Annotated in this window: 12 protein-coding genes; 1 reads left to right on the top strand and 11 read right to left on the bottom strand. The window is 51.9% G+C overall.

Features of this window, described 5'->3' with window-relative positions:
- Positions 1 to 3 precede the first annotated feature (3 nt).
- From sufE to B9P82_RS20375, 8 genes are all read right to left on the bottom strand, one after another.
- Complete coding sequence (gene sufE, locus B9P82_RS20410; RefSeq protein ID WP_016152910.1) at positions 4 to 420, bottom strand: cysteine desulfuration protein SufE; 417 nt, start codon at positions 418 to 420, stop codon at positions 4 to 6.
- Positions 421 to 432: 12 nt separating this feature from the next.
- The gene (gene sufS, locus B9P82_RS20405; protein ID WP_016156370.1) at positions 433 to 1,653 is read right to left on the bottom strand and encodes a cysteine desulfurase SufS; all 1,221 of its coding nucleotides are present in this window, start codon (positions 1,651 to 1,653) and stop codon (positions 433 to 435) included.
- The gene (gene sufD / locus B9P82_RS20400) at positions 1,650 to 2,921 is read right to left on the bottom strand and encodes a Fe-S cluster assembly protein SufD (protein WP_101700837.1); all 1,272 of its coding nucleotides are present in this window, start codon (positions 2,919 to 2,921) and stop codon (positions 1,650 to 1,652) included. Before sufD ends, sufS begins: the two co-directional genes overlap by 4 nt.
- The gene (gene sufC, locus B9P82_RS20395; protein WP_016152907.1) at positions 2,896 to 3,642 is read right to left on the bottom strand and encodes a Fe-S cluster assembly ATPase SufC; all 747 of its coding nucleotides are present in this window, start codon (positions 3,640 to 3,642) and stop codon (positions 2,896 to 2,898) included. The genes sufD and sufC overlap by 26 nt, the downstream gene beginning before the upstream one ends.
- Before the next feature lie 16 nt (positions 3,643 to 3,658).
- Complete coding sequence (gene sufB, locus B9P82_RS20390; RefSeq protein ID WP_016152906.1) at positions 3,659 to 5,146, bottom strand: Fe-S cluster assembly protein SufB; 1,488 nt, start codon at positions 5,144 to 5,146, stop codon at positions 3,659 to 3,661.
- Positions 5,147 to 5,154: 8 nt separating this feature from the next.
- On the bottom strand, positions 5,155 to 5,523 hold the full coding sequence (gene sufA / locus B9P82_RS20385) for a Fe-S cluster assembly scaffold SufA (protein WP_016152905.1): 369 nt from the start codon (positions 5,521 to 5,523) through the stop codon (positions 5,155 to 5,157).
- Between the two features lie 342 nt (positions 5,524 to 5,865).
- Entirely contained in the window at positions 5,866 to 6,642 is a 777-nt protein-coding gene (locus B9P82_RS20380; RefSeq protein WP_101700836.1) for a hypothetical protein, read from the bottom strand.
- Positions 6,643 to 7,018: 376 nt separating this feature from the next.
- Positions 7,019 to 7,906 carry a LysR family transcriptional regulator gene (locus tag B9P82_RS20375; protein WP_029139523.1) on the bottom strand — a complete coding sequence of 296 codons (888 nt, stop codon included), beginning with the start codon at positions 7,904 to 7,906 and terminating at the stop codon, positions 7,019 to 7,021.
- Between the two features lie 122 nt (positions 7,907 to 8,028).
- On the opposite strand from B9P82_RS20375, the gene B9P82_RS20370 reads away from it, so the two are divergent.
- Positions 8,029 to 8,880: a Vmh family MBL fold metallo-hydrolase gene (locus B9P82_RS20370; protein WP_101700835.1), complete on the top strand. Its 852-nt coding sequence runs from the start codon at positions 8,029 to 8,031 to the stop codon at positions 8,878 to 8,880.
- A gap of 67 nt (positions 8,881 to 8,947) precedes the next feature.
- Here the strand turns inward: B9P82_RS20370 and B9P82_RS20365 are convergent, their stop codons facing one another.
- From B9P82_RS20365 to B9P82_RS20355, 3 genes are all read right to left on the bottom strand, one after another.
- Positions 8,948 to 9,136 carry a YdiH family protein gene (locus tag B9P82_RS20365; protein WP_029139522.1) on the bottom strand — a complete coding sequence of 63 codons (189 nt, stop codon included), beginning with the start codon at positions 9,134 to 9,136 and terminating at the stop codon, positions 8,948 to 8,950.
- A 77-nt stretch (positions 9,137 to 9,213) separates the two neighbouring features.
- Entirely contained in the window at positions 9,214 to 9,624 is a 411-nt protein-coding gene (gene menI, locus B9P82_RS20360; protein ID WP_016152900.1) for a 1,4-dihydroxy-2-naphthoyl-CoA hydrolase, read from the bottom strand.
- Positions 9,621 to 12,677: a D-2-hydroxyglutarate dehydrogenase YdiJ gene (locus tag B9P82_RS20355; protein WP_101700834.1), complete on the bottom strand. Its 3,057-nt coding sequence runs from the start codon at positions 12,675 to 12,677 to the stop codon at positions 9,621 to 9,623. Before B9P82_RS20355 ends, menI begins: the two co-directional genes overlap by 4 nt.
- Positions 12,678 to 12,840 lie beyond the last annotated feature (163 nt).

Raw genomic sequence — 12,840 nt, 5'->3', positions numbered from 1 at the left:
AGTTTAGCTAAGAGTTGCGGCTTTGGTGCGAATAGCCCGAATCATCGCCTCCAGCCCTTGTGAACGAGACGGTGTGAGATGCTGTGCGAGCGCCATTTTTTCAAACCACGGACGCACATCAAAATTCACAATATCCTGGGCCGTCATGCGGTCATATAAAATGAATACGACAGCGATAAGCCCTTTCACAATTGCCGCATCGCTGTCGCCCTGTAATTCAATAATTCCTTCAGCATTCTGACGCATGACAATCCATACCTGACTTTGACAGCCCTGGATGCTATTTTCCGTATTACGATCGTCGTCGTTTAATTCCGGCAAACGCTGACCCAGTTCAATAATGTACAGGTATTTCTCTTCCCAATTAGCGCAACGCAGAAAATTACGCAACAACTTTTCTTTATCCGGCAGCGCAGCCATAACGCCTCCCTGTTATCCCAGTAAGTGATGAATACGCTTGAGGCCCGTTACCAGGCGATCCACTTCTTCGTGGGTGTTGTACATGGCAATCGACGCCCGGCACATCGCAGGAACGTTATAGTAGGCCATCAGCGGCATAGCGCAGTGATGCCCTGTCCGCACGGCGATGCCATAGTTATCAAGAAAACTTCCGACATCATAGGCATGATGTTTGCCGAGGTTAAACGCAATCACCCCCAGACGATTATCCGGCCCGTAGAGCGTTAAATCCGGCACATCCGCCAGCTGTTCCAGCGCATAGCGCATCAGGAATTGTTCATATTCGCTGATTTCAGTAAGCCCCAGCGCGGAAACATATTCAATAGCCGCGCCGAGTCCAATAATTCCCCCGGTGTTTGGCGTTCCGGCTTCAAACCGCCAGGGGGCTTTGGCCCACGTCGTCCCCTGGCTCAGGCTCACCGTCGCAATCATCGACCCTCCGCCTTCCCACGGCGGCATCTCCTGCAGCAACGACTCTCTGGCATACAGAACGCCAATACCGGTTGGCCCGTAGAGCTTGTGCCCAGAGAAAACATAGAAGTCGCAATCCAGCGCCTGCACATCAACCTGATGATGCATAACTGCCTGTGCGCCATCCACCAGCACTTTCGCGCCGTATTGATGCGCCAGCTCAATCATCTCAACCAATGGGTTTTCCGTGCCCAGCACGTTAGACACATGGGTAATCGCCAGCAGTTTCGTGCGATCGTCAAACAGCGTCGGCAACGTTTCCAGTTGCAACGTCCCCTCTGTATTGAGCGGAATAACGCGCAGTTCTGCACCTACGCGGGCGCACAACATCTGCCAGGGCACAATATTGGCGTGGTGCTCCATTTCGCTGATGATAATGTTATCGCCCGCCCGCACATTGCTGCCGCCCCAGCTGTTAGCTACCAGGTTGATACCTTCCGTTGTGCCGCGAACAAACACCAGTTCTTCAGCTGAACGGGCGTTGATAAACAGCGAGGCGAGCTTGCGCACATTCTCCATTTTTTCCGTGGCCTGCGCGCTCAACGTATGGATCCCGCGGTGGACCGCGGCATAGCCGTGACGGTAAAACTCGGCTTCGGCATCAATCACCTGGTTAGGCTTTTGCGCGCTGGCGGCGCTATCCAGATACGCCAACGGTAAACCGTTCACTTCACGCGTCAGGACCGGAAAATCAGCCCGCACTTTTTCAATGGGAAATGTCATGCTACGCCTCCCGGCAAGCGTTGGGCGATCCGTGCCAGGACCTGTTGTTTCAGCGTTTCCTCGCCCAGGGCTTCCGTCAGCTCAGCGGCAAACGCATAGAGAATCATTTGTTGGGCATCCTGCTGGCCGATCCCGCGCGAACGCAGATAGAACATCTGCTCGTCGTCGATCCGCCCTACCGTCGCCCCGTGGCTGCATTTCACGTCGTCGGCATAAATTTCAAGCTGCGGTTTGGTATCCACTTCCGCCAGTTTTCCGAGCAGCAAATTATTGTTGGTCATCTGACCATCGGTTTTAATGGCGTGCTGAGCGACGTTGATCAGGCCATTGAATACCGCCCGCCCCTTATCGCTGACAATCGTTTTATGCAGTTGTCGACTGTTGCAATATCCCTTGTTGTGCGCAAGCCAGGTGCGGGTATCGCAGACTTCATTTTTCACCGGCATCGCCAGGCTGTTAAGCCGAAGCGTGGTGTTTTCGCCGTTAAGCTGGGTGCTGGTGTTATGGCGCAACACCGCATCACCGAGTAAAAAGCTGTGGCTGGCGGCCGTGGCATCAGCGCCCAACTGAATATCATTATGCGCGAAGTGGTGGCTGAGCGGATTCTCAAACGCCAGTTTGATGTGGCGCAAGTGTGCGTTTGCCGCGACGTTCATCGTTAATCGTGCACCGGTAAAATGGCAATATTCGCTGAGGCTGACATAGTGTTCAATGACGGTGGCTTCTGCGCCTTCTGCCAGGTCCAGATGGTGGCGATAGTGCGCCGTGTTCACCTCATCACCCGCCAGCCCCTGGGTAATGTGCAGCAGCAGCAACGGTTTTGCCGGTCGCTGGTTACGCTTCACCTGAATGTGCGTTACGCTGCGGGAGAGGCTTTCGGTCAGGTGCAGAAAGACTTCCGGTTGGATAGCCGCCGGTAGCGACTGGCGCACATCATCAACGGTAATGTTAAAACCGCTACCTTCCACGCTGTCGCTGAGCGTTGGACAGAATTGCCCGTCAACAAACACCAGGCGGACAGCATCAATAGCCGGCGCTAACGCTTCACACTGGGCGGACGTTATCTCAGTGACATGACTGACAAACTGGCTGTTGGTTAATCCTTCCAGCGGCGTGTATTTCCAGTCCTCATGCTTACGCGTTGGCAGTCCCAGACGCAGCATCTGCTGCAGGTGCTGTTGGGCGTGGTGCGAGCGCGTCTCCCCTTGCGTTTCAAACAGATGATGCCACTGTTGCAGCACGTTACTGCTGTTCGCTAAGCCAGCCATAACCTTGCTCCTCCAGTTGTTTGACCAGCGTGAAATCGCCGGATTTCACAATTCGCCCCTGGTAGAGAACGTGCACATAATCGGGTTTGATGTAATCCAGGATGCGCTGATAGTGGGTGACGATAATGAATGAACGTTGCCCGTCGCGCAGCGAGTTCACGCCATCCGCAACGACTTTCAGCGCGTCGATATCCAGCCCGGAGTCCGACTCATCAAGAATGCACAGCTGAGGTTCCAGCACCGCCATTTGCAAAATGTCATTACGCTTTTTCTCGCCACCTGAGAAACCAACGTTGACCGAACGCGTTAGCAAATCTTCCGGCATCTTCAATAACGCGATTTTCTCTTCCATCAGATCCTGGAAGTCAAACCTGTCCAGCGACTCTTCGCCACGGTAACTGCGCACCGCATTCAGTGCCGTTTGCAGGAAAAACTGATTACTGACGCCGGGGATTTCTACCGGATACTGAAATGCCATAAAGATCCCTTCACCGGCCCGGTCTTCGGGTGACAGTTCCAGTAAATCCTTACCGTTGAATTCTACCGTCCCGCCGGTGACTTCGTAGTCATCGCGCCCGGCGAGCGTTGCGGAAAGCGTACTTTTCCCGGAACCGTTCGGCCCCATAATGGCGTGTACCTCTCCGGGGCCAATATCCAGGCTCAGCCCACGCAGGATCGCCTTATCTTCCACACTGACCTGTAAATTTTTAATGCTTAACATGTGCTTTCCTTAAATTTTAACCGACGCTGTGTTCAAGACTTATGGCGAGAAGTTTTTGCGCTTCAACGGCAAATTCCAGCGGCAGTTCAGAGAACACGTCTTTACAGAAACCATTAACGATCATCGAAATGGCATCCTCTTCGCTGATGCCGCGCTGCAAACAGTAAAACAGCTGGTCTTCACCAATGCGCGAGGTCGTGGCTTCATGCTCAAGCTGGGCGCTGTTGTTACGACACTCCACATACGGGAAGGTGTGCGCTCCACAATCCGCGCCAATCAGCATCGAGTCGCATTGGGTATAGTTGCGGGCGTTGGTTGCGGTCGGCATGATCTTCACTAAGCCGCGATAGCTGTTTTGACTGTGTCCCGCGGAGATCCCTTTCGAGATAATGGTCGATTTGGTGTTCTTGCCGATGTGGATCATCTTGGTGCCGGTATCGGCCTGCTGATAACCACTGGTCAGCGCGACGGAGTAGAATTCGCCGATAGAGTTGTCGCCGCGCAGAATACAGCTTGGGTATTTCCAGGTAATGGCCGAGCCGGTTTCCGACTGCGTCCACGACATTTTGCTGTTTTCGCCTTCGCACAGGGCGCGCTTGGTGACGAAGTTCAAAATGCCGCCGGTGTTACCGTCACCAGGGAACCAGTTTTGTACCGTCGAGTATTTCACTTCGGCATCTTTGTGGATGATGACTTCCACCACCGCGGCATGCAGTTGGTAGCTATCGCGTACCGGGGCTGAACAGCCTTCGATATAGCTGACGTAACTGCCCTCATCCGCAACCAGAATGGTGCGTTCAAACTGACCGGTTTTTTCCGCATTTATACGGAAATAGGTCGACAGTTCCATTGGGCAACGCACACCTTTCGGGACATAAATAAACGTGCCGTCGGAGGCCACCGCCGCATTCAGCGCCGCAAAGAAATTGTCATTACCCGGGACAACCGTACCCAGATATTGTTTTACCAGCTCAGGGTGATCGTGAATCGCCTCACCAAACGAACAGAAAATAATGCCCTGTTCCGCCAGTTTATCGCGATAAGTTGTCGCCACCGACACCGAGTCAAAAATAGCATCAACCGCCACCTCTTTGCCTTCGCGGACCGGCACGCCAAGCTGCTCGAATGCGTCCTCAACTTCTTTACTTAAAAACGCATTCGCCCCCGTTTGCTGCACCGCGCCCGGCTCAGACGCGCAGGTTTCATCGCAATTACCGCAGGACGGCGCAGAGTAATAACTGTACTCCTGGTAGTTCAGCTTATCGTAATGCGCTTTTAGCCAGTGCGGCTCTTCCATGGTTAGCCACGCTTTAAAGGCATTCAGGCGAAATTCCAGCATCCAGTCGGGTTCATTACGTTTTGCCGAAATCGCGCGCACGACATCTTCGTTGATCCCTTTCGCCAGTTCATCGGTTTGTAGATGGGTGAAGAAGCCCTCTTTGTAATTAAGGTGCCCGCCAGCCCAGGTGTTGACATCGTCAGTTGCTTCAGTATTACGAGACATAGTACCGCCTATACCCCAAAACTTTCGCCACAGCCGCATTCGTTCTGGGCTTTCGGGTTATGAAATTTAAATAGCTGATTTAATCCTTCGCGCACGAAATCAACTTCTGTGCCGTCGATAAACGGCATCGCCTGTAACGGTACATAAAGTCTGGCCCCCTCCGTTTCAAACAGCAGATCGTCTTTTTCCGCCTGGCGAACGGTGTCCAGCACGTAGCCAAATCCCGCGCATCCCGTTTGCTTCACGCCTAAACGCACGCCTAACATGTCGGGTTGCTTTGCCACCAGCTCGCGGATGTGCGCCGCAGCCGCTGGCGTTAACGTCAGACCACGCCAGGCAAAATCGTCCGGGTTAAATGTTCCTGAATGCAATTCCATAGGGTTACCTCGAGTCACTAGCTTTCAAGCTATAACAACATGTTAGTGATAATGATTATCACTTCAACCCCTCAACAGCAGGGGCATTCGGGTTAATCGCCCTTTTTGACCCCTTTTACTAAGCATAGACCCTGCTGCGTGGGTTAACAGGGATGGATTTTTTTGTTCAATGCATTGATTAATAATGGATTAAGTAATTTCAATCGGCGAGACAGGTCGATAATCAAAAGATGTATAGAAAATGACTATTTCTGTGATAGAAGGGGTAACTTCCTCTGTCAGGCTATACCTAACCAGGGAGTTATCAGAGATGAGATTCGCAGAGCGGTGAACGGACAAAAGTTAACGGCTGGCTAACCACCCATTGCCATTTTTCACTCGCCCGTAGGCAGGGGTTATATTATTTTCAAGCTGATAGATGATGGATAAAATAACATTTAAGTTATATCGTGTTATTTGATTATGTTCGGTTGCAAAGGATGAACTGGTTTCCACAAGATTGAAATGATTATATTCCTGCAACAGTGCTAAATTTGGCGCAATCTCAACAGGAAACTGTTTATCATTTGGTGAGGTGAAAAGATAGATATTCGCAGTTTTATGTTTATCTCTGTAGATAACATCCTGCAGCATATTATCCAGCTTATTAATATTCGCTGGCGAGATGGTGCCCATCATCTCTTGTCCGACGTGCGCCCAATATCCTTTTGCAACATAGCTACCGATGTAAAACTGGGGGACTGCTGTAATGATGTTCCGAATGTTGTGCTTAATGCCGTAATACATCGACATCGACCCGCCTTTGGAAGCACCAAGAATAGTCGTGTTAGAGGGTTTTACAAAATCAATCACCCCCTGCATGAGTAGACTAACCCCCTGCTCAATATCGAAATTCATTTTATTACACAAGTAATAAGCTGGCAGACCGCCAAAATCATCTTTAATCCATAGAATTGCAGAATGGCAATGGTCAAGCATGACAAAGTCATAGATGGTAGCATCCGGGATATTAAATCCAGACATGACAATCAACAAATGCCGACAATCTCTGGAGGCCGGTTTGAATCGATAGTGAATCGGTGTCTGATTTTTATAATTGAAAACAAGATTCTCTACCATTATTTAAACCCGGTTAACGTTTCACGGTGACCAGAACAGCGCACACAGTAATGATTTACCAAAGCGTCTGTTCTGTATTCTCTGTGCTATATAAAGCGGTTATGATTCTTTAAACTTAAATGTCACCACGGCTATTTTTTGACAACATCGGTCTGCAGACTCACGGCAAGTAGGTACAATCCCGTTCGGGCACTACGTGAAGACAACAAAAAACCCTTAAGGCTGCTTGCTGGCAGGCTTAAGGGTTCCGGCCCCATCCGGCGCTTATCTCCGGCACTCACGATGGCTTAGCTCTTGAAGGGGCGATAAGAATAATCTCACTTCCGGATATGTTTTGTTTAACACAAATTGCGATTTGACTATTTTATAAGCGTATTCAATCAATTATTAGGCGCTGTTTTTCACTGAGCGCGTCCAGCAACAGGCGCAGTCCTGCAGGCTGATGCTCCCGCGAAAGATATAAACCATAAATTGGCAGGCTTTTTGGTTGAAGCTCGGGCAAGAGTCTAACCAGCTTTCCCTGTGCCAGCCCTTCTCGCGCCTCCAGTTCCGGCACCAGCGCAATGCCCGTTCCCGCCAACGCCGACTCACAGAGCAACGAAGAGATCCCGGCGCTCAAATTGCCTTTAATCGCAACAGCGGCAGCCCGCCCCTGGGCATCCAGAAAGTGCCAGGATTTTCCGGCAAACCCGCTGTAGTACAGACAATTATGCCGCGTAAGGTCGTCGATAGTCTCAGGAGTGCCATGTTGATGCAGGTACTCTACAGACGCGCACAGTACCGATTTACAGTCGCCAAGGCGACGGGCGATAGTTCCAGGTTCAGGGTTTTCCGTTATACGGATCGCCACATCAATGCGTTCTCCAACGAGGCTTACCGGTTGATTATTGATCTCCACCTCGATACGCAGTTGTGGATACTTCGTCAGAAACGCGGGCAGTACCGGCGCTAAAATATGCATAGCTGTAAAATGCGCACAGGCCACACGTAGCGTGCCAGAGGGAGTTTGCGCGGCGCTGGCGGCACCAATATCCAGCGAAAGCTGCGCCAGAGAACGCGTTTTCACTAATGCCTCTTCACCCGCTGGCGTGATCGTCAGACGGCGCGACGAGCGATGGATAAGCCTTGCACCCGCCCATTTCTCCATCTCGTCGAGGTAACGACTGACCATCGGACGGGAAAGCCCTAGCGCACGCGCGGCGGCGCTCAGACTGCCCAAATCACAGATATGGTTGAATACCGTTGCCGCCATCACTCTGTCCATTGCATCCCATCCGATCGTTTTATGAAACTCAGCATGTCCTAATAAGGGAATTCTAACAGATCCGAATTTCCTTAAAATACAGGAACTATCAAAAGACAATTTCCTGCACAAGGATACCTGACATGAAAGTTAAAACGCTGGCCCTGCTGTTACCTCTGTTCGCCTCTTCAGCCTTTGCCGCGACGCTACAGCTGGACGTCTACAATCCACAGGACAAGGCTATTTTCCCGGTCTCTTCAACGCTGGTTTCAGGACCGAAAGAAGCAATATTGTTTGACGCACAGTTCAGTACTAAAGATGGTGAACAGCTGGTGCAGATGATTCGCGCCAGCGGTAAAACGCTAAAGGCCATCGTGATCACCTCCGGCGATCCGGATTTCTATTTCGGACTGCAGCCTATCGTCAAAGCCTTCCCACAGGTAAAAGTCCTGGCAACACCGCACGTAGTAGACCATATCCGTGCCACCAAAGAGGCCAAACTGCAATTCTGGGGTCCGCAAATGAAGGATGGTGCGCCAACATCGCTCACCGTTCCGCAGGCGACAACGCAAACGCATTTCACGGTTGATGGTGAAACGCTGGAGCTGCGCCACCCTAATGATTATGCAGCCTATGTCTGGATCCCGGCGAACCGTGCCATTATTGGCGGTACCGGCGTGGCGTCTGGTATACACGTCTGGACGGCGGATACGCAATCTGCAGAACAGCGTAGCGCGTGGCGTAGCGTACTGAGCGAAATGCAGAAGTTACAACCCACCCAGGTGGTCCCGGGGCATTACATCGGCGAACGCCCTGCGGGCGATAAAGCGATTCGCTTCACACAGGACTATCTGCAATCGTTTGAGCAGGCGTTAGGGGCGAAGAAAGGTTCGGATTATGTGATTAAAACCATCACCGCGGCATGGCCAGGTCTTGCAGACGCAAGTTCTCTGGAGCTAAGTGCGAAGGTTAATACTGGTGAGATGAAGTGGTGATTGAGATTTAACGCAAAAAATAACCCCGAACGCGTGTCGGGGTTTCATTACGATAAGCATACCGGAATCAATGAACGCCCATGCGCCAGGCAAAATAGATCTCTTCTTTTAGTTCAGTCGAAGAAAGCGTCAATAAATCCGCGAACTCCAGCTCTAACTGTTTCAGTCTTTTCAGGTACTGAGCTGGTGAAAGATCGGTTTTATCACGACGTAAAAACTCTATTGCCAGTTGGGCCGGGTCTAATTGGGTAGACATATCATCCTCGCTTGTGTTCAAAACCTGCACAGTATAACACCATTCCCTGTGCAGATAATGACCAAAAGCAATATGCATCACAAAATTGCTGTCGTCAGACGCGACGTACAGCACAATCGTCCCTGCTCATCGAAGATTTCGATTTGCCATACCTGATGACGGGAGCCGGTATGCACCGCGCGACATACCCCTCTGACTCGCCCTTCCCGCGCCGAGCGAATATGGTTGGCGTTGACCTCCAGGCCCACCACTTTCTGCTCACCCTGAGTACACAGGTAGCCAGCCACCGAACCAATGCTCTCAGCCAGCACTACGGACGCGCCGCCGTGCAGCAAACCAAAAGGTTGTTTAGTACGGTGGTCTACCGGCATTGTGGCTTCCAGCGTGTCATCGCCAATGTGCACAAAACGAATATCGAGCAGCCCAACCATATTTCCTTCACCCATGGCGTTGAGCGCTTCGAGTGTGACTTCACGTTTCCAGATCATCCTATAATCTCCAGCAGTGCCTGTAATGGATGGCGAACGCCCGTGCCTTCAACGCGTTTAACCTGACTGCGACAGGAGTATCCGGTAGCCAGACAACGGTTACGCGGCAATCGTTGCATTGCCTGGTGCCATGATAGCTCATAGATCCCCAGTGAGTTCTGATGATTCTTCACTTCGTGGCCATAGGTGCCCGCCATACCACAGCACCCTACGCTGATGTTCTCCAGCTTTGCGCCAAAGCGGGCAAAAATAGCCGCCCACTGAGCAGGCGCGCCCGGCAGGGCCGTCACTTCGGTACAGTGTCCAAAGAAGTACCACGGTTCACCGCCCACAGCGACTGGCTGCTGTGACTCCACAACTGTCGATAACCATTCGTTGGCGAGTAACACATGGAAATCGCCCCGCTGTTCCCCGAGCGCCAGTTTGTATTCATCGCGATAGCAAAGCACCAGCGCCGGATCGACACCCACCATCGGAATATTCAGCTTCGTCACCCGATTGAGAAACTCAGATGTTTTCTTTGCGGTTTTAGCAAAACGGTTTAAAAAGCCCTTAATATGCTGGGCCTTGCCGTTTGGCGAGAACGGCAGCAGTACAGGCTGCAAACCCAGCTTTTCAACCAGACGTATAAAATCAGCCACCACCTGTGCATCGTAATAGCTGGTGAACGGATCCTGCACTACCAGCACCGTACGGGCTTTTTGCTCAAGGCTGAGTAATTCGAGCTGTTCCAGCGTCATATTGGCGGAACGATGGCCAACCAACTGACGTTGAAGCGACGGCGCAGACAGCAGCGGTAAGTCGACCATGCCGATGTGCTTTTTAGCCAGATTACGCACCAGCGGCTGGTTGATGAAGAAGTTAAACGTGTTGGGCGCCCGCGCCATTAACGGCGCATAGCTCTCAACGGTCGCCACCATGTGATCGCGCAACGGCCGCAGATAACGCGTGTGGTACAACTGCAGGAAGCGTGAGCGGAACTCCGGCACATCGATTTTAATCGGACACTGTGTGGAGCAGGCTTTACACGCCAGACAACCCGACATTGCCTCTTTCACTTCGTGCGAGAAATCGTATTCGCCTTTGCGCGCATGCCAGCTGTTGCGGGTACGGGCAATCAGCGTACGTAAACTGGCACGTTTTTCCGGTAGCTCTTTTTCCAGCTGTAGCGGGTCAATCCCGCGATCTGCCAACAGACGCAGCCATTCACGCACCAGCGTAGCTCGCCCTTTCGGTGAATGGATGCGGTTGAGGCTGATTTTCATCGACGGACACATCGGGCTTTTCGCATCAAAGTTAAAGCATAACCCGTTGCCGTTACACTCCATCGCCCCACGCCACTCCTGGCGTACGGCCAGCGGGATCTGACGGTCATACGTTCCGCGCTTCACCGCGTCCACTTTCATCATCGGCGCATCAACATCTTCCGGTGGACAGATTTTGCCAGGATTGAGCCGGTTTTGCGGATCAAACACCGATTTCACTTTACGCAGTTCGCGATACAGTTCCTCACCGAAGAACGCCGGGCTATATTCTGCACGAAAACCTTTCCCGTGCTCACCCCACAGCAGACCGCCATATTTTGCCGTCAGCGCGACAACATCGTCAGAAATGCGTTTCATCAGCACTTCCTGCTGCGGGTCGCACATATCCAGCGCCGGTCTGACGTGCAGCACGCCTGCATCCACGTGACCAAACATGCCGTAACTCAGGCCGTGGCTATCGAGCAGCGCACGGAACTCGGCAATATAGTCAGCCAGATGTTCCGGTGGAACGCAGGTATCTTCAGCAAACGGAATCGGCTTCGCGGCCCCTTTCGCATTCCCCAGCAGACCGACGGCTTTTTTACGCATCGCGTAAATGCGCTCGACGCCCGCCAGCTCAGTACATAGCTGCCAGCCTATAACGCCCGCTTCCTGACGCGCGATTAAGCCATCCAGCCGTTCGCACAGTGCGCTGACTTGCGAATCAATCAATGCTTCATCGTCACCGGCAAACTCCACAATATTCAGACCCAGCATCTCTTTATCCGCCACATCGGTAATCAATTCACTTACCGAGTGCCAGACAATATCTTCCCGTGCCAGGTTAAGCACTTTGGAGTCGACGGTTTCTACCGACAGCGCGCGCGCTTCCACCATCACCGGGGCATTACGCAAGGCCGAGTCGAAAGAGTCGTACTTAACGTTAACCAGTTGTCTGACTTTGGGTAGCGGCGTGATATCGAGACGGGCTTCGGTGATAAACGCCAGCGTACCTTCAGAGCCAGTAAGAATGCGGGTTAAATCAAATTCGGTCATCTCATCGTTAAAGACGTGCCGCAGATCGTAACCGGTCAGGAAGCGATTAAGTTTCGGGAATTTATCAATGATCAGCTGTCGGTTGTCGCGGCAACGCTCATAAACCGTCTTGTAGATGCGGCCAATAGTGGTGTTGCTATTACCCAGCGTTTGGGCAAGTTCGACCGGCATTGGCTGGGTATCAAGAATATCGCCGCCCATCAGCACCGCGCGGATACCCAGCACGTGATCGGAGGTTTTACCGTAAACCAACGAGCCTTGTCCGGATGCGTCGGTATTGATCATCCCACCCAGCGTTGCCCGGTTACTGGTGGATAACTCGGGGGCAAAGAAATAGCCGTAAGGCTTGAGAAACTGGTTGAGCTGGTCTTTTATCACCCCGGCTTCGACCCGCACCCAACCTTCCTGCGCATTGATTTCAATGATGCGGCTCATATAGCGGGACATATCAACAATAATGCCCTGATTCAGCGCCTGACCGTTGGTCCCGGTGCCGCCGCCGCGTGGGGTAAAAATCAACGAAGAGAAAAGAGGTTCCGCCGCCAGACGAGCGATGAGCGCCACATCTGCGGTTGAACGAGGGAATACGACAGCATCAGGAAGCAGCTGATAAATACTGTTATCCGTCGACATTGTCAGACGATCGGCATAGCTCGTTGCCGTATCGCCCGTAAATCCTTGCTGCTCCAGTGCCTGCAAAAAATTGAGCACCAGTTGAACGACACCTGGCGCCTGAGAAATTTGTGGAATCATTATAGTGACCCTTTCCTGCGGTCTGTGTTGTGAATTTAATCGTTTGCGTGTTGCTTTGTTTGTTGTATCACATTTTTTTCTAATACGCTCAGCAGATTTACAGGCAGAATCCGCCTGTTAAAAACCGCTGAAATTGCTCATCATTACAGGGTGTCATTTAAGT

Origin of the sequence: Citrobacter sp. L55 (assembly GCF_002850715.1) — a bacterium.
In the GTDB taxonomy this organism is placed as follows: domain Bacteria; phylum Pseudomonadota; class Gammaproteobacteria; order Enterobacterales; family Enterobacteriaceae; genus Citrobacter; species Citrobacter braakii.
The sequence above is the reverse complement of the archived record's forward strand: the minus strand, read 5'-3'. Positions and strand labels throughout refer to the sequence as shown.

What these genes read in the sequence shown, in the direction of transcription:
- B9P82_RS20380 (WP_101700836.1), bottom strand. Translation starts at nt 6,642, where the DNA reads ATGGTAGAGAATCTTGTTTTCAATTATAAAAATCAGACACCGATTCAC.
- menI (WP_016152900.1), bottom strand. Translation starts at nt 9,624, where the DNA reads ATGATCTGGAAACGTGAAGTCACACTCGAAGCGCTCAACGCCATGGGT.
- B9P82_RS20365 (WP_029139522.1), bottom strand. Translation starts at nt 9,136, where the DNA reads ATGTCTACCCAATTAGACCCGGCCCAACTGGCAATAGAGTTTTTACGT.
- B9P82_RS20355 (WP_101700834.1), bottom strand. Translation starts at nt 12,677, where the DNA reads ATGATTCCACAAATTTCTCAGGCGCCAGGTGTCGTTCAACTGGTGCTC.
- sufA (WP_016152905.1), bottom strand. Translation starts at nt 5,523, where the DNA reads ATGGAATTGCATTCAGGAACATTTAACCCGGACGATTTTGCCTGGCGT.
- sufB (WP_016152906.1), bottom strand. Translation starts at nt 5,146, where the DNA reads ATGTCTCGTAATACTGAAGCAACTGACGATGTCAACACCTGGGCTGGC.
- B9P82_RS20375 (WP_029139523.1), bottom strand. Translation starts at nt 7,906, where the DNA reads ATGGACAGAGTGATGGCGGCAACGGTATTCAACCATATCTGTGATTTG.
- sufC (WP_016152907.1), bottom strand. Translation starts at nt 3,642, where the DNA reads ATGTTAAGCATTAAAAATTTACAGGTCAGTGTGGAAGATAAGGCGATC.
- sufE (WP_016152910.1), bottom strand. Translation starts at nt 420, where the DNA reads ATGGCTGCGCTGCCGGATAAAGAAAAGTTGTTGCGTAATTTTCTGCGT.
- B9P82_RS20370 (WP_101700835.1), top strand. Translation starts at nt 8,029, where the DNA reads ATGAAAGTTAAAACGCTGGCCCTGCTGTTACCTCTGTTCGCCTCTTCA.
- sufS (WP_016156370.1), bottom strand. Translation starts at nt 1,653, where the DNA reads ATGACATTTCCCATTGAAAAAGTGCGGGCTGATTTTCCGGTCCTGACG.
- sufD (WP_101700837.1), bottom strand. Translation starts at nt 2,921, where the DNA reads ATGGCTGGCTTAGCGAACAGCAGTAACGTGCTGCAACAGTGGCATCAT.